This window comes from Pannonibacter sp. CBAS1226, from assembly GCF_055685825.1.
The window spans coordinates 133109-153363 of the sequence record NZ_JBVOUO010000006.1 but is presented as its reverse complement, the minus strand read 5'-3'; the positions used below and the strand labels follow the sequence as shown (position 1 = coordinate 153363).

20 protein-coding genes are annotated in these 20255 nt (G+C 64.6%); 5 read left to right on the top strand and 15 right to left on the bottom strand.

Going from position 1 to position 20255, the window contains the following annotated elements; translation table 11 throughout:
- Positions 1 to 45 precede the first annotated feature (45 nt).
- Complete coding sequence (locus tag AC0CMF_RS17265; RefSeq protein ID WP_058900664.1) at positions 46 to 2415, bottom strand: membrane-bound PQQ-dependent dehydrogenase, glucose/quinate/shikimate family; 2370 nt, start codon at positions 2413 to 2415, stop codon at positions 46 to 48.
- 318 nt (positions 2416 to 2733) lie between these two features.
- Here AC0CMF_RS17265 and AC0CMF_RS17260 point away from each other — a divergent pair, with 318 nt between their 5' ends.
- Positions 2734 to 3354, top strand: a complete 621-nt coding sequence (locus AC0CMF_RS17260; protein WP_244274493.1) for a sigma-70 family RNA polymerase sigma factor — start codon at positions 2734 to 2736, stop codon at positions 3352 to 3354.
- A gap of 99 nt (positions 3355 to 3453) precedes the next feature.
- On the opposite strand, the gene AC0CMF_RS17255 is transcribed toward AC0CMF_RS17260, so the two are convergent.
- The 6 genes from AC0CMF_RS17255 to AC0CMF_RS17230 form a co-directional block, all read right to left on the bottom strand.
- On the bottom strand, positions 3454 to 3684 hold the full coding sequence (locus AC0CMF_RS17255; RefSeq protein WP_050472984.1) for a hypothetical protein: 231 nt from the start codon (positions 3682 to 3684) through the stop codon (positions 3454 to 3456).
- A gap of 179 nt (positions 3685 to 3863) precedes the next feature.
- Positions 3864 to 4724 (bottom strand): BON domain-containing protein, encoded by an 861-nt coding sequence (locus AC0CMF_RS17250; protein WP_058898960.1) that lies wholly within the window; start codon positions 4722 to 4724, stop codon positions 3864 to 3866.
- A gap of 114 nt (positions 4725 to 4838) precedes the next feature.
- On the bottom strand, positions 4839 to 5342 hold the full coding sequence (locus tag AC0CMF_RS17245) for a superoxide dismutase family protein (RefSeq protein WP_058898961.1): 504 nt from the start codon (positions 5340 to 5342) through the stop codon (positions 4839 to 4841).
- Between the two features lie 60 nt (positions 5343 to 5402).
- Positions 5403 to 6788, bottom strand: a complete 1386-nt coding sequence (locus AC0CMF_RS17240) for a c-type cytochrome (RefSeq protein WP_374628814.1) — start codon at positions 6786 to 6788, stop codon at positions 5403 to 5405.
- Between the two features lie 11 nt (positions 6789 to 6799).
- Positions 6800 to 8569, bottom strand: coding sequence for a GMC family oxidoreductase (locus AC0CMF_RS17235; RefSeq protein ID WP_374628813.1), 1770 nt, complete (start codon positions 8567 to 8569; stop codon positions 6800 to 6802).
- Between the two features lie 3 nt (positions 8570 to 8572).
- Positions 8573 to 9286 (bottom strand): gluconate 2-dehydrogenase subunit 3 family protein, encoded by a 714-nt coding sequence (locus AC0CMF_RS17230; RefSeq protein WP_374628812.1) that lies wholly within the window; start codon positions 9284 to 9286, stop codon positions 8573 to 8575.
- Between AC0CMF_RS17230 and AC0CMF_RS17225 the strand changes: the two genes are divergently transcribed.
- A complete protein-coding gene (locus tag AC0CMF_RS17225; RefSeq protein WP_472482261.1) occupies positions 9269 to 10045 on the top strand; it encodes an exopolysaccharide biosynthesis protein in 777 nt (258 codons plus the stop codon). The genes AC0CMF_RS17230 and AC0CMF_RS17225 overlap by 18 nt on opposite strands.
- Before the next feature lie 273 nt (positions 10046 to 10318).
- Here AC0CMF_RS17225 and AC0CMF_RS17220 read toward each other — a convergent pair whose 3' ends face one another.
- Positions 10319 to 10615 carry a PRC-barrel domain-containing protein gene (locus tag AC0CMF_RS17220; RefSeq protein WP_374628810.1) on the bottom strand — a complete coding sequence of 99 codons (297 nt, stop codon included), beginning with the start codon at positions 10613 to 10615 and terminating at the stop codon, positions 10319 to 10321.
- Positions 10616 to 10937: 322 nt separating this feature from the next.
- Here AC0CMF_RS17220 and AC0CMF_RS17215 point away from each other — a divergent pair, with 322 nt between their 5' ends.
- Both AC0CMF_RS17215 and AC0CMF_RS17210 read left to right on the top strand, forming a co-directional pair.
- A complete protein-coding gene (locus AC0CMF_RS17215; protein ID WP_050472991.1) occupies positions 10938 to 11453 on the top strand; it encodes an MgtC/SapB family protein in 516 nt (171 codons plus the stop codon).
- Positions 11454 to 11480: 27 nt separating this feature from the next.
- Positions 11481 to 11681, top strand: coding sequence for a DUF3008 family protein (locus AC0CMF_RS17210; RefSeq protein ID WP_050472992.1), 201 nt, complete (start codon positions 11481 to 11483; stop codon positions 11679 to 11681).
- Here AC0CMF_RS17210 and AC0CMF_RS17205 read toward each other — a convergent pair.
- Genes AC0CMF_RS17205 through AC0CMF_RS17195 form a run of 3 tightly spaced genes read right to left on the bottom strand, consistent with a single transcriptional unit; the run spans position 11678 to position 15122 of the window.
- Positions 11678 to 11995 carry a hypothetical protein gene (locus tag AC0CMF_RS17205; protein ID WP_050472993.1) on the bottom strand — a complete coding sequence of 106 codons (318 nt, stop codon included), beginning with the start codon at positions 11993 to 11995 and terminating at the stop codon, positions 11678 to 11680. The two genes, AC0CMF_RS17210 and AC0CMF_RS17205, sit on opposite strands and share 4 nt — an antisense overlap.
- Positions 11992 to 14457: a cytochrome c oxidase subunit I gene (gene ctaD / locus AC0CMF_RS17200; RefSeq protein WP_374628809.1), complete on the bottom strand. Its 2466-nt coding sequence runs from the start codon at positions 14455 to 14457 to the stop codon at positions 11992 to 11994. The genes AC0CMF_RS17205 and ctaD overlap by 4 nt, the downstream gene beginning before the upstream one ends.
- Complete coding sequence (locus tag AC0CMF_RS17195) at positions 14454 to 15122, bottom strand: cytochrome c oxidase subunit II (RefSeq protein WP_374628808.1); 669 nt, start codon at positions 15120 to 15122, stop codon at positions 14454 to 14456. The genes ctaD and AC0CMF_RS17195 overlap by 4 nt, the downstream gene beginning before the upstream one ends.
- Positions 15123 to 15170: 48 nt before the next feature.
- Here AC0CMF_RS17195 and AC0CMF_RS17190 point away from each other — a divergent pair, with 48 nt between their 5' ends.
- Positions 15171 to 15707, top strand: coding sequence for a DUF2231 domain-containing protein (locus tag AC0CMF_RS17190; RefSeq protein ID WP_374628807.1), 537 nt, complete (start codon positions 15171 to 15173; stop codon positions 15705 to 15707).
- Here AC0CMF_RS17190 and AC0CMF_RS17185 read toward each other — a convergent pair.
- The 4 genes from AC0CMF_RS17185 to AC0CMF_RS17170 all read right to left on the bottom strand — a co-directional run bounded on the left by AC0CMF_RS17185 (position 15674) and on the right by AC0CMF_RS17170 (position 20248).
- Complete coding sequence (locus AC0CMF_RS17185; protein ID WP_374628806.1) at positions 15674 to 16153, bottom strand: CopD family protein; 480 nt, start codon at positions 16151 to 16153, stop codon at positions 15674 to 15676. The genes AC0CMF_RS17190 and AC0CMF_RS17185 overlap by 34 nt on opposite strands.
- Positions 16150 to 16884 (bottom strand): cytochrome c oxidase assembly protein, encoded by a 735-nt coding sequence (locus AC0CMF_RS17180; protein WP_374628804.1) that lies wholly within the window; start codon positions 16882 to 16884, stop codon positions 16150 to 16152. The genes AC0CMF_RS17185 and AC0CMF_RS17180 overlap by 4 nt, the downstream gene beginning before the upstream one ends.
- A 92-nt stretch (positions 16885 to 16976) precedes the next feature.
- Positions 16977 to 17510, bottom strand: a complete 534-nt coding sequence (locus AC0CMF_RS17175; RefSeq protein WP_058898970.1) for a hypothetical protein — start codon at positions 17508 to 17510, stop codon at positions 16977 to 16979.
- A 389-nt stretch (positions 17511 to 17899) separates the two neighbouring features.
- Positions 17900 to 20248: a Kelch repeat-containing protein gene (locus AC0CMF_RS17170; RefSeq protein WP_374628803.1), complete on the bottom strand. Its 2349-nt coding sequence runs from the start codon at positions 20246 to 20248 to the stop codon at positions 17900 to 17902.
- Between the last annotated feature and the right edge of the window lie 7 nt (positions 20249 to 20255).

The following is a 20255-nucleotide window of genomic DNA, read 5'->3' as shown; positions in this document are numbered from 1 at the left end:
CTCAGGTGCAGCAACCGGAGCCTCGGCGGTTTGTTCCAGCCCGCATCAGTTGGCGGGGGGCGGCGGGGAATTTTCGTTCTGCAGTGCATAGGCGATGACATAGTCCCCGGCCTTCGTGCCGACCGAGCCGTGGCCGCCGGCGACCATCACCACATACTGGCGCCCGTCGAGGGCGTAGGTCAGCGGTGTGGCCTGACCGCCTGCGGGCAGCCGCGCCCGCCAGATTTCCGCGCCCGTGGTCAGGTCATAGCCGCGCAGGTAATCGTCCACCGTTGCACCGAGGAAGGCGACGCCGCCGGCGGTGATGATGGGGCCGCCGATGCCGGGAACGCCGGTCTTGAACGGCAGGGGCAGGGGTGTCATGTCGCGCACGGTGCCGTTGCGGCGCATCCAGACGATCTCGCCGCTGCGCAGGTCCGCTCCGGTCACATAACCCCAGGGCGGAGCAGAGCAGGGCACGCCGAGGGGGCCGAGGAATGGCCCCATGAAGACGCCGAAGTCAGCTCCTTCGTTGCGGTTGAGACCTTGCTCGGAGGCTTTCTCGTCCTCTCCTTTCGGCGGAATTTCCGAAGCCGGAACCAGCCTGACGGTGAAGGGCAGGTAGGTCGGCATGCCGAACATCACCTGCCGCACCGGGTCGACCGCGATGGAGCCCCAGTTAAAGACCCCGAAGTTTCCGGGGTGGACGATGCTGCCTTCGATGGAGGGCGGCGTGTAGCGGCCTTCATAGTTCAGGGTGTGGAACTGGATCCGGCAGGCGAGCTGGTCGAACAGGGAGATGCCCCACATATCCGCCTCGCGCAGCTTCGGGGGCTCGAAGGACAGCGCGGAGACCGGCTGTGTGGGTGCGGTCCATTCGCCTGCAATCGCCCCGGCAGGGGCTGCGCGCTCGCCCACGGGCAGAAGCGGCGCGCCCGTCCGCCGGTCGAGGACGTAGATGTCGCCCTGTTTCGTGGGCTGGACAAGAGCAGGCACGCGGCCCTGTGGCATGTCGAGATCGATCAGAACGGGCTGGGCGGGCACATCCATGTCCCACAGGTCGTGACGGACGGTCTGGAACACCCAGACCCTGCGTCCGGTGCGGATGTCGAGGGCCACCACGGAAGAGGAATGCGCTTCGGTGGCGGCGCTGCGCCCGGTGCCCAGCTGGTCGGGAACCTCGTTGCCGAGCGGGATATAGACCAGCCCCAGCGCCTCGTCATAGGAGAAGATGGACCAGCTGTTGGGAGAGTTGGCGGTGTAGGTCTCGCCGCCGGCAATGTCGATCGGGGCGGTATTGTCCGGGTTGCCGCTGTCCCAGTTCCAGATCAGCTGGCCTGTCAGCAGGTCATAGGCGCGGATCACGCCGGAAGGCGAGTTTACGGAGAAATTGTCATTCACCGCACCGCCGATGATCAGCTTGCCGTCCACTGCGACCGGGGGTGAGGTGGAGTAGTAGTAGCCCGGCGGCTGGTAGGGCATGCCCGGGAGCAGCGAGATTTCTCCGCCCTCGCCAAAGCTGGCGCAGGGCTCTCCGCTGGCGGCATCGAGCGCGACCACACGGGCATCGGCGGTGGGCATGTAGACCCTTGCTGCACAGGCTTCACCGGGTGCTGCTGCCGGATTTTCCCAGTAGGTCACACCCCGGCAGGTCTGATGCTGACGGTCCGGCTCCATCCCGGACTTTACGTCATGACGCCAGATTTCCCGTCCCGTGGCCGCGCTGATGGCGATGGCAATGTTATGCGGCGTGCACAGATACAGGTTGTTCCCGACCTTCAGCGGCGTCACCTGATAGGTGGTTTCGGTCACATCCTCGGGCAGGCGCACATCTCCGGTCTGGTAACGCCAGACTTCGGTCAGGGAGCCAATAGTCTCCGGCGTGATCTGATCGAGCGGTGAGTAGCGCTGGCCGTAGCTGCCGCGCCCATAAAGCCGCCAGTCCTCATCGGCAAAATCCGCGCCTCCGGCAGGGGAGGGATTGACCGTGTCCGCTCTCAGAGTGCCCGAAATATTCTTGGGATCACGCAGGACGGAGCCGAGTGCCACGGCACCGCAGGCCAGCAGGACAACCGCAAGACAAGCCGCCCCCGGAGACCGTCCGGCTGCCTCTGCTTCACCGCCGGCGACCGGACGGAACCTGTCCAGGCCGATCAGCCACAGACCCATCAGCACCAGCAGCCAGCCGCGCGGCGCGAGCTGATACCAGTCGGGCCCTACTTCCCACAGCGCCCAGACCATCGTGCCTGCGAGGATGGCGGCGTAGACGGTCAGCGCATGTTGCGGCCGGTGGAGCAGGCAATGAGCCGTAAGGGCAAGGCCCAGCCCGATGAGCAGATAGGCGGGACTTCCGCCCAGCCAGACGAGCTGGACGCCCGGAAGGGCGAGGGCAAGGCCAACAAGAACGAAGAGAATGGCGGTCAGGAACCGGGCCATGAGGAAGGTCTCCTTTCGGTCTGTCAGGACGTGCGGCCGCGGCTCCTGCCCGCGGTGTCCGCTGGTCCAGACAGTCCCGCCGGCTGCTTTCCGGCCCATGAACCTCTGCCCTCAAGGATTGTTCCCGGTCTGCCCGGATTGCTTTTTCGGATGCAGGCGGACCCGGCCACAAAATCAACTTGTATGACACCTACATTCAGATTGCTGGGAACAATCTGCCCGTCCGTGGATTGCAATCGACGTGACCACAAGCCGCAGGCCGCACACCTATTCCTCACACCCGCAGCCGCTGGCAAGAACACGACCAGGGAGAAATTCATGACCGACTGGATGACAATCGCGGGGGCTGAAAGCACACGTGCGCCTTCCTGGGGAGGCAGGGCATCGGGGCAAACGTGCAAGCAGGAGATCATCCGGCTGAAGCCGGACGGGCGCAGACCCAGATCGACAGCGGCAGGAAAGCGCTGCGGGGAGGAGATCGTCAGCTACATTCCGGCACTGCGTATTTTCGCGCGGTCTTTATGCCGCAATCCGGTTGAGGCTGATGATCTGGTGCAGGAAACCCTGTTACGGGCCATCGAAAGGGTAAATCAGTTCGAGCCCGGCACCAATCTGAGGGCGTGGCTTTTCACCATCATGCGCAACCGGTTCTATTCCAACTGGGCCAAGCGGTCGCGCGAGCGCACCGGTGATCAGGATTGCGTCTCCGGAGAGCCGGTGGCGGTGGCCGACACCCAGATCTGGCATCTGCGCATGCAGGAGATGGAGGAAGCCCTTCATCAGCTGCCGATCCATTACCGGGAGACCATCATTCTCGTGGCGGTACTCGGCGAAAGCTACATTCACGCCTCGCAGATCCTCGGCTGCGACATCGGCACGATCAAAAGCCGGGTAAACAGGGCGCGAGCTGCCTTGCGGGACAAGCTTGATGAAATCTAACCGGCCATAGGCCTTTCAGCCCAGGCGGTTTCAGCCATTTTTGCAGACGCGGTCTTCCAGGGGCTGCGTACTGGCGCTTTTGCACGTGTGCGTGGGACTTCAGTGCGTGTCGCGCAAGCTTCTCGGCAGGAGCGCTGCACCGTCATGGGCACTTTCAAGCGCCTCGCCCAGTGCAAGGGCCAGATCCTGGAGCCTTTCCGGCACCGGTTCTGCCTCTGCGGCATCAACGATTTCGCGCGCTTCCTCCTGAAAGGCCTCGCGCTCTTCATGTCCCTCGTGAGGGGAACCGGCCGGTCCGTCCGGCTGCTGGGTCTTGTCTTCGCTGAACATCGCGGGGTTCCGGCTCTCTCGGGTATCTTGAAGTATTATATACCCTTTTCCCGCAGGTCGGCGAGCCCGGCACGGTCACATTGTTGAGCGTTTCTGAAATAAATGGTTTACATTAAGCAACCGGCGGCGTGCAGAAGTGCACGCCGCCGGTTGATCGTTTCATGCTTTCACTCAGTCACTCAGCTTTCCTTGGGCCGCGTCCGTGCGGCGGTTCTGGTGCCCGCTGTGCCGGTGGCGGACGATTCATCGCTGTCCCCGGACGCCTCCTGGACCCGCAGATTGTTCTGGACGTGCTGCACGCCTGAACAGTCCTCGATGCAGTCTTCTGCGGCTCGCTTGGCCTGGCGGGACGAGACGTGGCCGTTGAGTGTCACTTCCCCGTTGGAAACCTCCACGGTAATGCCGCTGGCATCCACCGTATCGGCGTCCACGAGCCGGTCGCATACATCTTCCCGGATGCGGTCGTCGCTGCGCTTGTAATCCTTCGGCCCATGGCCGCGGAAGCCGCGTGCCCCGGTTTCCTGGCGGCCCTGCCCCTGCAGGGCCGAGAGCATGCCGGGGTCATAGACGCGCGGGGGAAAACCCGGGCCGTTTTCGTAGCCAGGGCCACCATACATGCCACTCTCGCTGTTGCGGCCCCAGCGGCGCTCGTCGTCCCAGCCGCGCCTCTGTTCATCGTGGCGCTGGTCGTGACGGGCAAATCCGAAGGCGTTGCCGTCGTCCTGCACGCCATAGTCCGGACGGCCGTAGTCCTGACGGCCATAGGACTGCGGCAGACGCCCCGGCGCGCGGCCCGGCTCACGTCCATACATCCGCCCGTACATGCTGCCGTTCTCGTAAGGATCCTGGTCGCGGCGGTAGCTGCTGCCGTACCGGTCGTCATCATCGTCACGGGCCTGCGGGCGATCATATTCCCGCTTGGGCCAGTAAAGCGAGCGCTCGTCTTCCATGGAGCGGCCTTCGCGGCCATAGCGGGGTCTGCCACGGCTCTGATCATTGCGCTCGTCGTAGTAACGCTCTTCATAACGGCGGTCTGCCATTGCTTTTCCTCCTGTGCTGCCCGCCCTCCGGACTGGCTGGCGGGGTGTTGCCGCAGAGGGCCTCTGCGTTGTGCGTCAACCATGCGGGATGGGGAATGTTCCTGGATTACGGCCTTACTCGATGACCGCGCAGGCGAGGCGGTCTCCGGCATTTCCAGAGGGCTGACTGCGATAGTCATCGGCCTGCGCATGGACCATCAGCGCCCGGCCGCGGATCGAGTTTCCGCCTTCGTTGAGGGTCACAAGCGGATTGTGCACCTCGACACGCGCCATGCCCTCCGCGTCGGTCCGGATATTGGGCATGTCTCCGGCATGCGGCCCTGTCTCTGACAGGTATCCATGCTCCACACCTTCCGGATTGAAGTGGTCCCCGGCGGATTCATGGCCGCCATGGGGATCGCAGCTGCCCGTCTCGTGAATGTGGAAGCCGAGCCATTGGTTGGGCGGCAGGGCGCCGAGGTCGAGCTTGATCAGCACGCCGCTTGGAGTTTCAGTCAGGGTGGCGGTGCCGGTTTCGGTGCCCTCCCCATTGACGAAAGTGGTTCTTGCTTCCTGCGCAGCGGCCGGAAGGGGCAGCACCAGAAGCGTGCCAAGCAGGATGCGGGTCAGGTGTCTCATCGGTCTGTCCTCCTGTTGAGGACTGGGGAACCGTCTCCTGCCTGCGTTGTTCCCGCTTTCCTAAGGCCTGCCGCTGCCGTCTTTCTGCTGCGCAAGCGCTGGTTCCTGTGCGCGGATCTCCTTCACGTCCTCCGCCGAGACCGGTGTGCCGTCATTGCCCCAGGCCTGACGCACGAAACTGGCAAGTTCAGCAATTTCGCTGTCGGTCAGCCGGTCCGCATAGCCCTGCATCACCAGCGGCATCGGCCGCTTTTCCGTCCCCTCCACCTTCGCGCCATGCAGGATGATGGAGATCAGCGGCGTGACTTCCTCCGACACCACCAGGCTGTTGCCCTGAAGCGCGGGGAAGATATCCGGAGATCCCCGTCCGGTGACGAAATGGCACTGGGCGCAATTGTCCAGATAAAGTCTTGCACCCAGCGGCATATAGGGTGGGGCCATGCTCAGCATGCGCGTTGTTGCCTCCCCTGCCTGATCCGTGCCGGCAGGCGGCAGGGCGAGCGGGCCTTCAGGCACAGCCGTTTCCGGCGGATCATGCGGCTGGCCATCCTGCGCCTTGAGAAACCGCGCCATGGCAATGATGTCCTCGTCACTGAGGTATTGCAGAGAATGCTCCACCACGAGGCCCATCTCGCCATTGGCGGTTGAGGCAAAGTTACGGCCCGTGGCAAGAAAGGCTGTCAGTTCACCGATGGGCCATTTGCGGATGACGCTTTGCGGTCCGCGCAGAGGCGGTGCTTCCTGTCCCTCGATATATCCCCCGGTCAGGAAGGCAGGCTCATCCGCCTTGAGGCCGTCCTGCCCCATGTAGACCGTCCGGGGGCTGTGACAGGCAGCGCAGTGGCCGGGGCCTTCCACCAGATATTGCCCGCGATCCAGAACGGGATCACCCATGGTTCCGGTGAAGCCGCTGTCATGGCGCAGGGTCAGCCAGTTCAGGACCCTGAGGCCCCAGCGCTGATTGAAGGGGAAGGGCAGTTCCGGTTCTTTCACCGTGTTGCGCACGGGCGGCACCTCTTCCATGAAGAAGCGGTACAGCGCGCGGATGTCCGTTTCGGTCATAAAGCGGAAGTTCTCATAGGGCATGGCCGGGTAGAGATGGCTGCCATCGGCGCGCAGTCCATCCACCAGTGCTGCCCGGAACTGGTCCAGCGTCCAGCCGCCGATGCCTGTTTCCGGGTCCGGCGTGATATTGGCCGTATAGATTGTGCCAAGCGGGCTTTCGATCGGCCGTCCGCCCGCGAGATCCGCGCCGCCATCGGCCGTATGGCAGGCGATGCAGTCACCGGCACGCATCACATATTCGCCCGCGCCGGCTTCCGGCTCCCAGCCTTCCGGCGGCAGCTGCGACATCGGGGTGCGGCTCACCGGGATCAGGATGATGGCGGCCATGACAAGCCCGCCGGTGACAGCGAGAGCCAGCAGAATTTGAAGAAAGATCCTCATCTCTTGCCCCCTCAGACCAGCGGGCCCGGATTGGGCAGGTACTGCTTCCGGATCGCATCTGCGGCCCAGTAGGCGAGCCCGCCAACCAGCCCTGTGGGATTGTACTGGGTGTTCTGGACGAAAGCGCCGGCGCCCATGACGAAGACATTGTGCTTGTCCCAGGCCTGCAGATACCGGTTCAGCGGCCCGCCGTCCGGAGTTGTGCTCATGATCGAGCCGCCGGTGTTATGCGTGGTCTGATAGGGCCGTATGTCGTAAAGAGACTCCTCGTCCTTGTAGTCGCCATGCATCAGGTCCGGTTGCATGGACCGGGCAAGCGCCTCGATTTTTTCCTGCAGAAAGGCGTTCAACCGCAGCTCGTTGGCGTGCCAGTTGAAGGTGATCCGCATCAGCGGCCTGCCGTGCCGGTCGCGGTAAGTGGGGTCGAGATCGCAATAGTGGTCCCGGTAGGACATGACCGAGCCATGATGCGAGATGTTCATCTCGTGGCCATACCATTCCGCAATGGCGGCCTTCCAGCGCGCCCCCCATTCGGGCGTGCCTTCCGGCAGGGGCATGTTGCGGATCGGCTGGCCATTGGTCTGCGCCGAGGAAATATAGGCCCCGCCAATGAAACCCTCCGCACCGAAGTCGATGGCGTTCATGCCGAAATCGTCGATGCACATGCCGTTGATGCCGGAGCCGACAAAGGGATTGAAATGCTCGTTGCGGAAGAACAGCGAGGTGGAGCCGGTGATCTGATAGCCGTAGTTCTTGCCCGTCACCCCTTCGCCCGTCGCCGGGTCATAGGGCTGACCGATGCCGGACAACAGCATCAGGCGCACATTCTCGATCTGGTAGGCCGCCAGGATCACCAGATCTGCGGGCTGGAACACCTCCTCGCCCGCCGCTTCATCGTAATAGGTCACGCCGGTGGCCGTGCGCCCGTCCGTTGCCATCTCCACGCGCAGCACCTCCGCTCCAGTCCGGTAGCTGAAGTTGGGCTTGCGGAACAGGGCGGCGAGGATGGTCGTCTGCGGTGAGGATTTGGAATACTGGTAGCAGCCGTAGCGTTCGCAGAAGCCGCAGAAATTGCAGGCGCCCATCTGCATGCCGTATTCGTTGACATAGGATGTGGAGGCATTGCCGCCGGGACGGGGGAAGGGGTGATAGCCCATGGCCTTTGCGGCTTCGGCGAATTTGACACCGTTCCATGTCATCGGCAGAGGCGGCATCGGATAGTCGCGTGAGCGCCAGCCCTCATACGGGTTGCCGCCGTCCCGGATTTCCCCGCGGATGTTGCCGGCGATGCCGCTGATGCCTGCCACCCGCTCGAACCGGTCGAAAAAGGGCTCCAGCTCGTCATAGGTGACGGGATAATCGGCAATGGTCATGTCTTCGGGGATGATGCCCGCACCCCAGCGCTCAGTGATGTAGCTCCGCAGCCGCAGTTCCTCCGGCTGGGGGCGCCAGTTCTGGCCGTTCCAGTGCACGCCGGATCCGCCCACGCCGTTGCCGAGCAGGAAGGAGCCCCATTTTCGGATCGGCAAGGCCGTTTCTGACAGATTCCGGCGGAAGGTCACGGTGGATTGTGCCGGGCGCAGCATCATCTTGTGGCGCTCGCCCTGGCTCAACTCGTCGATCATCTGCGGATAGCGCATTTCCGGCACTGTCCGGCGGTCCGGGCCGCGTTCCAGCGCCAGGACCTCAAGACCCTCACTGGCAAGCTCCATTCCGAGGATGGCTCCGGTCCAGCCGAGGCCAACGATCACGGCGTCCTTTTTCGTCTCCTGCCGGGCCATCGCTCAGGCCCTCTCGCCGGAGATGGAAACCGGCCCCAGCGGATAGGGGACGTTGTGCTGCTCCACCCATTCGCGGTAATGGGCGCGGGCACCGGGAAAACCGATATGCACCCATGCCGCCATCTGGTGATTGCCGCCGTGGATCGGGTCGGACAGATATCCTTCCTTGGTGTTGGCGAGCAGCAGGTCAAAGAAGTCCCGCAACTCCGGCGGCAAGGGCACGGTGCCCTCTTCCAGTGCGGTCAGGGCCTCATCCTGGGCTGAGGCGGGCAGGGCAGTGAAGGCCGCGCCGAAGCCGGTCTCGCACCAGGCGTCAAACAGGGGGATGGCCTGCCGGTAGACATCAGCGGGAGCCAGCGGAGACTGCCAGCCGAATTCCGGTTCGGCATCGGGCTGGTGCGGTCCTGCCATGTACCAGTCGGCCGCCGATCCGAAATCACCGGACAGTTCCCGGTCGATGAAGACCGGCACCCGCGCCTCCAGCGCTCCCGGGCCATCGCCTTCGGAGGGGATCAGCCGTGCCACGGCCGCCAGCACGAAGGCCCATTCCGCATCGGTGAAAAACGTCCTTGGATAGTCTTCCAGCGGCGGCAGCGGCTCCTGTGCCAGGGCGGTGGCGGGCCAAAATCCGGCTGCGGCAAGGCTGCCTGCGGACAGTTGCAGAAACTGCCTGCGGCCGGTGCGGAAGGAAGCGGGGTGATGCGGCGGGGTGGTCATGTCGTCTCCCTGGCTTGGAACTGGCTGGAAGCGGCATCGGGGATGCTCTTGCTGCATGTTCTGGGGTCGAGGAACCGGCGGGCCGCCGAAATGTTCCAGTCCCGCGTGGAACAGTCCGGCCCCAGCCGGGTTTCCTGTCTGCAACAGATGAAGAGGACGGCGCTGGAGATGCAGGACAACAACCTTGTGCTGGGGGCGGTGCTGGACCACCTGGAGGAGGCAGGCAAGGCGGAAGCGGTCAGTATCGGCACGATGGTGGAAGCTATCGGCGCCCGTTCCTTCGCAACGCTGATGCTGGTCTTTGCCCTGATCTCCGTGTCCCCGGCCAGCATCCTGCCGGGGGTGACGACCCTTGTTGCCCTGCTTGAGTTCATTCTGGCCGCGCAGATGATCCTCGGGCGCCGGCACATCTGGCTTCCCGGCATTCTGGAACGGCGGGAGATCGCAGGGGCACGGCTGCGTGTGGCGGTCTCCTGGCTGCGAAAGCCGGTTGCCTTCGTTGATCACATCCTGCAGCCGCGTTTCAGCACATTGACGGAAAAGCCCTGCCTCTATGTCTGGCTGATGATGATCATGGCGCTGACCCTCTTCATGCCCTTCATGGAGCTGGTGCCCGGCAGCGGCACGGTCGCCTCCGGCTTCATTGCCCTGGTCGCGGCCGCCATCCTCACCCGCGACGGGCTCTTGCTGCTGCTGGCCGGCCTGTGCCTCGCCGGACTGGGCTTGATGGTCCACTGGGTCGGCGAAACCATGCTCTGACAGGTCCGGCCGCATCATCGTCATGCAGCAATTGAAAAAGGGCGGGAACATCAGGCCGCCGGACAGGTTGCCACATCCGAGGTCCCTGCCTCAGGGCCGGATCTCACGCCTACCCAGTCTCTCACTGGAACTTCAGGCGCCCGCTCCGGTGGGCGCCGCTTTTTTTGTGCGGGGTCCGGAAAATGCGAAAAGGCGGCCCGGAAGGTCCGCGCCGCCTGCAAATTTCATGTGCCATTCTGCCCTGAAACGGCTCAAGCGCCGCACCGGCTGGTGTCAGTGCTTGTGCTCGGGCAGGTCTTTCAGCTGATCCTTGGTCCAGCTGGTGACGCCATGCACGTTGCCTTTCTCATCCCGCATCAGGTTGAGCTGATCTGCACGCACCAGCACCGGCTTGGCGCCGATGCCGAGAAAACCGCCGACATCGACGACGACCTCGGTCATGTCACCGGTCCGGTGCACATGGGAAATGGTGCCGACCTTGCGGTCAGCGGTGTCGTAAATCGGAGCATCGGCCAGAACAGCTTCATTCAGGTCCTGCCGGGGCAGCGGGGTGTGCTTGCTGTGATCCATGAGTTTCTCCTTTGGTGTTGCTCGTGTTTTCCCCGCAAAGGGGAAGGGGTGAAAATGCCGCTGCGCTGGGAGGGGCAGAAGCGGGGCTGCCTGTGCCAGCGGCCAAAAGGGGAAGCTCGGAAGACCACCAGATCCTTCGCTTCACCAGGGCAGGCTGTCAGGCGCAGCGGCATTTTCGTGCCGTCAACCTCTGCCGTTGCCGTTTGTTCCTGAGTTTCCCGGGAGGCACGCCGGCCGGCATGCAAGGCTGAGCAAGGACGCAGGTTCTGGAACACAGGGGCCGGCTGCAGGGTTGATCCGGCGTCTGGCCGGGAGAAAGTTCATGATCGACAGCACAGTGGCGCTGATTGCCGGGGAGTTCCGTGATCCCTTCGTTGCCGTCCGCTTCGAGGTGGCCCTGCTGCGGCTGGTCTTTGCGGCGGTGCTGGGCGCGGCGATCGGTTTTGAGCGGGAGATCCACTCCAGTGCTGCGGGGCTGCGCACCCACATGATTGTGTCCATGGCGGCCTGCCTCTTCACGATCATCGCCGCCGAGATCATGGCCAACGAGTTCAAGGGTGCAACGCATCTGCAGACAGATCCCTTGCGTCTGATCGAGGCGGTGACGGCCGGTGTCGCCTTCCTCGCGGCGGGCTCGATCATCACCTCCGGCGGCCGGATCACCGGTCTGACCACCGGAGCGGGGATGTGGATGGCAGGCGCCATCGGCCTTGCCTGCGGCAGCGGCCTTCTGCCGCTTGCCATCCTGGCGGCGGTGCTGGCCATCGCCGTGCTCTGGCTGCTCAGGCGCATGTCGCGGCGTATCGGCCACAAGGGCGGGCCGGATGAGGACACATGAAACCCCAACCACTGAAAGGAGAGACCCATGCCTGCAAGATCACAAGCACAGCAGAAGGCGGCAGGTGCCGCCCTGTCCGCCAAGCGCGGCGAAACGGACCGCAAGGACCTGTTCGGCGCCTCGCGGGAGATGTTCGACAGCATGACGGAAGCGGAGCTGGAGGAGCTTGCCTCCACGCCGCGCAAGGATCTTCCGGAGAAGCTGGAAGACGATCACAAACGGGACTAGCTGCCCGCATCGCAGGTGGTCAGCCCCACGACGGGGAACAGCGTCAGGGTGACGGAGACAAAACCGATCCACGCGCCGGCCCTGACCAGCGTTTCTTCCCTGCTGTCCCCGTCGGGGGACAGCAGGAGGATGGTCCCGGCCCCGGCCAGAGCCACGAGCCACAGGGCAAACAGCGTGAAGCGCTGCAGGTCGGCAATGGGAGCCGGCTGGGCGGGCCATCCCCAGGCGCAGCCAAGGCCGTGCGCCGCATAGATGAGGGAAAAGGCGGCGGCCCAGAAGAGGGGGCCAAGCAGGGTGCGTAAAGGCCATTTCACCGGAGTGCCTCCTGTAGTGTGACAAGCAGAACCAGAATCAGGGTGGTGGCGAGCGTGTAGTCCTGCCAGATGCGCCAGACCGGCCAGGCCGATTCCCGCCCCTCTCCGATCCGCCCGTCCCGTTGTTGCACCACGCAGACAAGGGCGAGGAGCGCTGCGATCACGCAATGCAGCGCCACATAGCCGAGACCTGCCGCCCGCAGCGCATCGCGCGCATGCCGGGTGGGGTCATCCAGCAGGGGCACAAGCGCTGCGATGACACCGAGAGCTGCCAGCATCGGAAAGAGAGAGAGTTTTGCCCCTTGCGCCTGTGGAATGCGCGCAAGGCCGCAGGCTCCTGCCAGCGCCAGGCACAGAATGGCCGTCAGCACGCCCGCAGGCAGGGTGGCAATGCCGCTGTCCGGGGCCGGCCAGTTCGGGGCAATCACCGAGAGAAAGCCGATGGCGAAGAGGAAACAGGCGTAAAGCGTGCCGTTGGCGATCAGAAGACAGGTCAATCCGGTGCGGGCAAGCCCGTCCGGCACCGCATGATTGACCGGCAGGCTGAGCCCCGGTGCCACGTTCAGCGGTCCCTCGTCATGCGTGCTCCCCATGAAGCGCTGCCAGCTCCAGGCGGTGGCAGCGACGGCCATCAGCGCTGCTGCCGCCAGCCAGTAAAGCCCGGCAAGCATCAGCAGCACGAAGACGCCGATGGCGGCGGCCGTCACAATCGGCAGGACCGAGTTGCCCGGAAGGACCGCCACATGCCGTGGCGTGCCGCTGATCACATCCACCACCAGGGTTTCCCGCCGGTGGCGGGGCGCTCCGGGCAGCAGGCCTTCACCGCGTGCAATCTGCACGGCGCTCTGGTCCGGCAGGGGCAGCGAGGCGATGTTGTAGGCCGGGGCCGGGGTTGCCATGCCCCATTCCAGCGTTCCCGCCTGCCAGGGATCGCGCCTTGCCTTGGGGCCGAACAGCATCTGCAGCAGAAGATCGAGCACGAACAGCGCAAAGCCTGCCGCCATGACGAAGGAGAAGAACGAGCTGACGAGATTGGGCCACAGCCATTCCGGATTGTCCGGATAGACATCGATCCGGCGCGGCATGCCCAGCAGGCCGGTCAGATGCATGATGAAGAAGGTGCCGTGGAAGCCGATGAGGATCAGCCAGAAGGCCATTGTGCCAAGGCCGCGAATGGCCTGCCTGCCGCTGAACAGCGGCATCCAGTAGACCGCGGCCGCCATCATCGGGAAGACGAAGCCGCCGATCAGCACATAGTGCAGATGCGCCGTGACGAAGGCCGTGTCATGGGCCTGCCAGTTGAAAGGCACGATGGCGAGCATCACCCCGGTCAGCCCGCCCATGACGAAGGTCGAGAAGAAACCCATCAGATGCAGCATCGGCAGGTGCATCTGCGGGCGGCCCTTCCACATGGTGCCGATCCAGGCAAAGATCTGCACGGCCGTGGGCACGGCGACCAGCGCCGAGGCGGCTGAGAAGAAGGCCAGCGCCATATGCGGGATGCCGGTGGTGAACATGTGGTGCACCCACAGGCCGAAGGACAGGAACACCAGCCCGAGCACCGCCGCAACGATGGCGCTGTAGCCCATGATCTGCGTGCGGCACATCACCGGCAGGATGGTGGAGATGGCGCCGGCCGCCGGCAGGAAGATGATGTAGACCTCCGGATGGCCGAACAGCCAGAACAGATGCTGCCACAGCAGCGGATCGCCGCCGCGTGAAACGTCGAAGAAGGGCCAGCCGAAGGCTCTTTCGATTTCCAGGAGCACCGAGGCAAGGATCAGCGGCGGGAAGCCGACAAGCATCATGGCGGTGGTGCCGAGCATGTACCAGGCGAAGAGGGGCATCTGCGTCAGTTTCATGCCCGGCGCGCGCATCCGCAGAATGGTGACGGTGATTTCGATGGCGGCCGCAAGCGCCGAGATTTCCACGAAGGTGACCCCCAGCAGCCAGACATCGGCATTGATGCCGGGGCTGTAGGCCTTGGACGACAGGGGGGTGTACATGAACCAGCCGCCATCCGGCGCCACACCGGCCACGAGCGCGGCAAGAATGATCAGACCGCCGAAGAGATAGCACCACCAGCCAAGGGCGGAGAGGCGGGGGAAGGCCAGATCCCGCGATCCCAGCATCTTCGGCAGCAGATACATCCCCAGCCCTTCCAGCATCGGAATGGCAAAGAGGAACATCATCAGGCTGCCGTGCATCGTGAAGATCTGATTGTAATGGGCGGTGTCGAGAAAGGCGCCCTCCGGCGTGGCCAGCTGGGCCCGGATCAGCATGGCCAGGCATCCGGCTATGGCAAAGAACACGAATGCCGTGATCATGAACCGCAGCCCGAGATCGCTGTGGTTGACCGTCATGATCCAGCCCCGGAACCCTTCGGGACGGCCCCAGATCCGGTCAAGGTCACGGTGCAGCCGCAAGGCATTCTGCGGCGGGTTGGGGGTTGGCCCGCTCATTCTGCGCCTCTCCCGTCTGTGCTGGTGAAATCTGGTGGCGAGGCCGGGTCATAGGCGAGCACCTCGAACACCATCCCGGCATAGCCGGTGCCCGAGAACTCCGCCGAGCGGCCTTGGTAAAGGCCCGGTCTGAAGGCTTCGATGCGCAACAGGGTGTCGCGGCCCGGCAGGGCATCCATCTTGCCTGCAAGCTGCGGAACCCAGAAGGAATGGATCACGTCCTGCGAGCGGATGACCACATCCACCGGCTGCCCGGCCGGAATGTGCAGGCGTCCCTCCGTGTCGACCATGGTGCCGTCCGGGCCGGGCTGACGGAAGCGCCATGCCCATTGCCGGGCAATGGCCTCGACGCGCATTGCCTCCGTGCCGGGACGGGGCAGGTGCCGTTCGCCGGTCCAGATTCCGGCTCCCACCACAGCAAACAGCACGGCGAAGCTGAAACCCAGGCCCATGCCCTTGATCCAGAAGGCTTCTCCGAGGGCTTCTGTGGGGGCTTTGCCGGGCGTGCGGACGAAGGCGCGCCAGACGAGCGCCAGCACAAGACAGGTGATCAGCGCCGCCCCGGCCAGCATTGCCCACCACAGGGTGGCGATGTCTGCGGCGGCCGGTCCTTGCGGGGAGAGCGTGGACAGAGGCCCCTCGCAGGCGGCAAGGGCGGGAACCATAAGCGCCGCTGCCAGTTGCCTGAAAGACAGCCTTAAGGAGGAAAAGACATGCCCCGGACCAGAGCGTTCCGCCGCCGTCTCCATGACCCGATCCACGAGCACCGCAGTTTTCACCGCACGGACTCGAAGATTGCCATCGCCGGCCACCCGATTCACGCCATGCTGGTGACCTTTCCCATTGCCATGTGCGTCAGCACGCTTGGAGCCGACGCGCTCTACTGGTGGACCGGAGACCTGTTCTGGCCGCGCGTCGCCTTCTGGGCGTCCGGCACCGGCTTCCTCATGGGGATACTGGCCGGGATTGCAGGCACCGCCGAACTGCTGCTGGTGCCCGGCATCCGCATCCGGGCGGCCAGCTGGACCCATTTCATCCTGGCCGTGATGCTGCTTTCGATCCTCGGCGCAAACTGGGGCATTCGCTTTGGCGATCCGGTCCAGGCGGTGCTGCCCTGGGGCTTCCTGACCTCCCTGCTGGCGACGGGCATGACCGGAATGACCGGCTGGCACGGCGGCAAGCTGGTCTTCGATTACGGGCTGGGGACGCAGAATGATCATGATGCCCCCTTGCGCGGTGACAGCAGCTGATCGGGGATGAGGGCGGTGAAGACCCCGCCCAGATCTGGCTTGACCAGTGCCAAAGCGACGATGGCCGCGATCAGCGGCAGAACCATCAGCAGGGCCGCAAGGGGGGCGGCCTGCCAATGGCTGCGCCGCTCTTCGCCGGACCGCTGGATCAGATGACCGATCCAGGCATGCACCACCACCATGGCCGCAACGAATGACAGCTTCAGCAGCAGCCAGGGCTCGAACACCCTTGCCGCAAAGATCAGGCCGGTGCCGGCGATGATGGTGGCAAGAGCCGCAGGCGTGGCAAAGCCGATGTAGCCAATGTGGGTGATCAGGCGGAACCTTGCATATTGGCGCTGGTTGCCTGCACCGCCATGCGCCCGCATCAGCAAGGGCAGGGCGACAAGGGCAGCGCTCCACGAGGCAAGGCCCGCAATATGCAGGAACTTCAGCGCAGCGATCATGCCGCAAGCCCCCGCGCCCAGGCGCGCCGGGCCATGAAGGCAGCGATCACGGCCAGCGGCAGCAGCCCCGGCACCCACATGATCAGGCCCGCTGCCTGCTGGTCCGCCAGTGGTTCCAGTCCCCACATCAGGGTGACGGGCAGATGCTCCAGGTAGAGCGGCTCTGCCGCGAAGGTGAGCACGGCCCCGATCAGGCCCATGATGCCTGCGAGCGCCCCGGTCATCAGGGCATTGGACAGGAGCGCTCCGGCATCCTGTTCCCGCCAGTCGAACACGCCCGACCAGAAGGCTGCCGCAGGGATCACCAGGGCTGCCTGCATCAGCCAGTACACTGCAGGACTGTCCCATGCCGCCGTATAGACCACCGGCACATGCCACAGCACCAGTGCGGCCCCGGTCATCCCGAGGGCTGTGGGCACGGCTATGCCGCGCAGTGGCAGGGTAAGGCCCAGAAGAGGTGCCGCGACGCTGACCAGAAGCAGGTGATGCAGCGCCCGCGCGCTGAACAGGGCGCTGGTCAGGGCGCAGAGCGGTGAGACGAAGGCGAGAACGAGAACACTCCAGGCCAGCAGAAAGGCGGGCCGGTTTACCGCCGCCTTGCCTCCCGCAACCAGCGCCGCAAGGAGGGCGGCGATCAGCAGCGGATCAAGGTTCCAGCTGCTCAGAAACGCTGCCGGAGACGGTGCTTCGCCGCAATAGGGGATTGAGGGGCCGGTTGCTGCTGTGTCCATGTCTCTCCTCATGGGGCTGTGCCGGGCGTTTCGGGATGTCTCCGGGGCTGGGATTTGCGGCGGGAGTCACTGACGGGTGTCTCTGTCGGGAGTCACTGGCGGCTGGCGCTGCTAGCCGGGCGGGATCCGGCGCCTGCCAGCACCCGTTCCACCTGTTCACGGTGCTCCTCCGCAAACCGGACGCTGACCGCAGCGCCGCCGTGCAGGATGGCTTCGCGGAAAGCCCCTTCCTCCTTGGCCGGAATGCCGAGATCCGTGAGTGCTCCGATGGCGCAGCCCGCGAGGGCCCCGCCCGCCACGCCTGCCAGTGCCGGAGCCAGAAGCCCGGCAGCCGCAACGGGCCCGGCTCCCGGGACGGCTGCTGCACTAAGGCCTGCAAGCAGTCCGGCCCCGCCTCCAATCACCGCGCCGGCGGCTGTGCCTTTCGCCGCGCCGGGGGCAGGTTCGGGAACCTGCGTGCGTTCCCCGGTCACAGGGTCCTGTTCCACCCGCATGTCGCGGTAGTCCGGCAGGTCATCCTTGCCGATGATGGATGTTTTCACAGAGGAAAGGCCCAGAGCGTCCAGCTGCCAGGCTGCCCTGGCGGCCGCTGCCTGATCTTCAAAAAGACGTGTAGCCACCGGCATGGTGTTCTCCTTCTCCGGTGTTCCGGCCCGTTGCTCATGCCCGCCCGGCGCAGGCGCGCGCCGTCGAACGGAAGGGCTGCAGCAGACACTGAACCGGCCGGGTTCTGACCCGTTTCAGATGGACAAAGGAAAGCTGCGCACGTGGCGGAACCTGCCGGATCGCTCTGGATCGCTTTGGCCGGTTCCGCCGCTGCGGGCTTTCATTTCTGAATTGCCAACTGTTTCAGCTGCTTTTTGTTCCCGTTGCCAGCTTCCGGGCTGCGGGACGGCTCAAGCCTTGCCTGTCATGCGAAGGCTCAGAGATGCCGGGGGCATCGCGCCCGGAAATTGCGCGGGCGCTGCACAGGCTTGATCTGCTCTCACCATGCCGGGCTCATTGAGGGCTGGTATTATCCAAGTCCCCACACTGTGCGGTTTGCCTGAGCGCCGGCCATGCCACCGGTGAACCACTGCGCGCCCAGAAATGCGGCTGTCGCAATATTGAGCGTGTCTCCGCTCCAGCCCGGCCCGGCGCCGAAGCTCCAGGGCTTTCCGGGAACAAGGATGTTGTTGTCCGAGATGGCCTTCCCGTCACGGCCCGTTCCGCCGATCACGTAGAGCGAGCCGTTGACCACGTTGACGTTGGGGCTCGAACGGGCCAGCCAGTTGGGCGTGCTCGCAAGGCCGTCCCAGTAGAGCCCGTCCGTGCTTTGCCAGGCATCGGCAAGCGGCCCGCTGGCCCCGCTGCCGGCTATGAGGCACATGGCTCCTCCGAAGACCACCGCACCAAGCGCAGACCGGGCCGGCCAGACCGCCTTGGCCGTGACCTGTGTCCAGTTCACCCCATCCAGAGAGTTCCAGACGTCGCCCAGCGGCTGCCCGTTTGCATCTGCGCCACCGAAGATCCAGAGCTTGCCGGCAAAGGCGAGGCAGGCATGGCGGCTGCGCGGGGACCAGTGGCCGCTGGCGGCAACCTGTGTCCAGGTGACGCCGTCTGCTGTGTTCCAGATCTCGTTCACGCTGCCTGCCCGGGTCTTGCCGCCCGTCAGCCACATGCGCCCGTTGAAGACACAGCCTGCGGCATCCCCGCGCGGGGAATAGGCGGCATTGTCGGTCGCATAGTCCCAGGTAAAGCCATCGATGCTGCGGAAAATCGCACTTTTCAGATCTTCTGAACCACCGGCCAGAAACCACAGCCGCCCGGCAAAATCAGGGATCAGAACCGGCCGGGAAAACGTGTTCCACAGTCCCGCATTGGCGGCGCTGCGCCAGCCGTTGGGAATGGGAACGATGGTCAGGCTGCTTTGCACCGGCCCGTTCTGCCCCTGTGCCGTGACGGTGTACTGAACCGTGGCCGCGGGGTTGATGATGAGGCCTGAGGCCGAAAGCGGTACCGTGCTTGAGCCGTTGACCGGCGGGCTGATCGTGCAGGCTGTGGCGGAGGAGGTCGCCCAGGACAGGGAGACCGGATCCCCGTAGTGGATCCCGGTGGAGGGGGAAGCACTCAGTTGCTGTGTGAAGCGGACCGGCAGGACATCGATGGTCAGGGGAAGGCTTGTGCGGGTCCCTTGCGTGTCGTTGAAGGCCGTCAGCGTGTAGGTTGTCGTCATCGTGGGCGTGACCGTGTAGGTGCCCGGCGACTGCACCGGCACCGGCACGCTCTGGCCGTTCACCGGGCTCAATTCGCAGCGGTTTGCATCGAAGGTCCGCCAGTTCAGCGGAACCTGCGTTCCGGCAGCAACATTGTTCTTGCCGGAACTGAAATCCTGGATCGCAAGCTGAGGCGGCCGCTTGTCGATGACCAGCGCCTGAACGCCGTCATCGAAACCGGGAATGCCGGAGGACTGAAGGTAGAGGTTGGTGCCCGACGGTTCGAAACTGGTGATGATGCCGTCAATCCTGAACTCGACGATCGCGCTTGCTCCAATCCCAAGGATCTCCTGACTTTTCGGATAGATGGCCCAGTGGGGAGGGGTTTCCTGGGTGCGGTCCTGGATGGTCCAGGTTGTCCCGTAGTCCCCGGCGAGTGACACGGTGACGTTCTTCAGCCTGTCGATGGTGGTCAGCGCGCCATAGCCGGGTCCGCTGGTTGCGGTGACGAAGCTGAGATAGAAAACCGGGGTGCCGGGCCATGGCGTTTCGGGCGGGACGATTGGCTGCAATGCGGTGTTGTCGAGCCGGAGGATCAGCGCATTCGGCGGGATCGAGCCGCTGCTGTTCACGTCGATGAAGACCGTGTTGCCCTCGGCGAAGGAGATTGTCAGCACGTCTGCAAGACGCTTGTGGGTCGATGGGGGCAGTTCGAGGGCGAGGGCGAGCTGCGTTCCGTTGTCGGCAACGCCGGGCACATTGTAATTCGTGACGTTGAATGAACCGGGGCCCGTCTGGCCATCGGCGGCAAGATTGGTCAGGCGGAAGACGAAACTGTCGCCCGGCTGGACCGTGATGTCGGAAACCGGGGTGAGTGCAAAGCTTGTCAGCTGGGCCGCCTGCCAGCCAGCGGGCGGGGCGACCTTGATTGCCTGGAATTCTGCCGGCGTCAGGAAGGGAGTGATGGTGAAGTAGAAGGACGTTGGGCTCTGCGGCGTGATCTGGCCTTCCGGGACCGGAGTTCCCCCCTTGAAGGTGACCGGTGAACTGCCGGAGTAGGTTACGGTGAAGACGAGATCGTTCATCGCCGTGTCTTGGGTCACGTAGATGACCGCTTCACCGGTGGCGGCATTGGCGATGGCCAGTCCGATTGATGCCTGTGCGCTCATGCGGTCC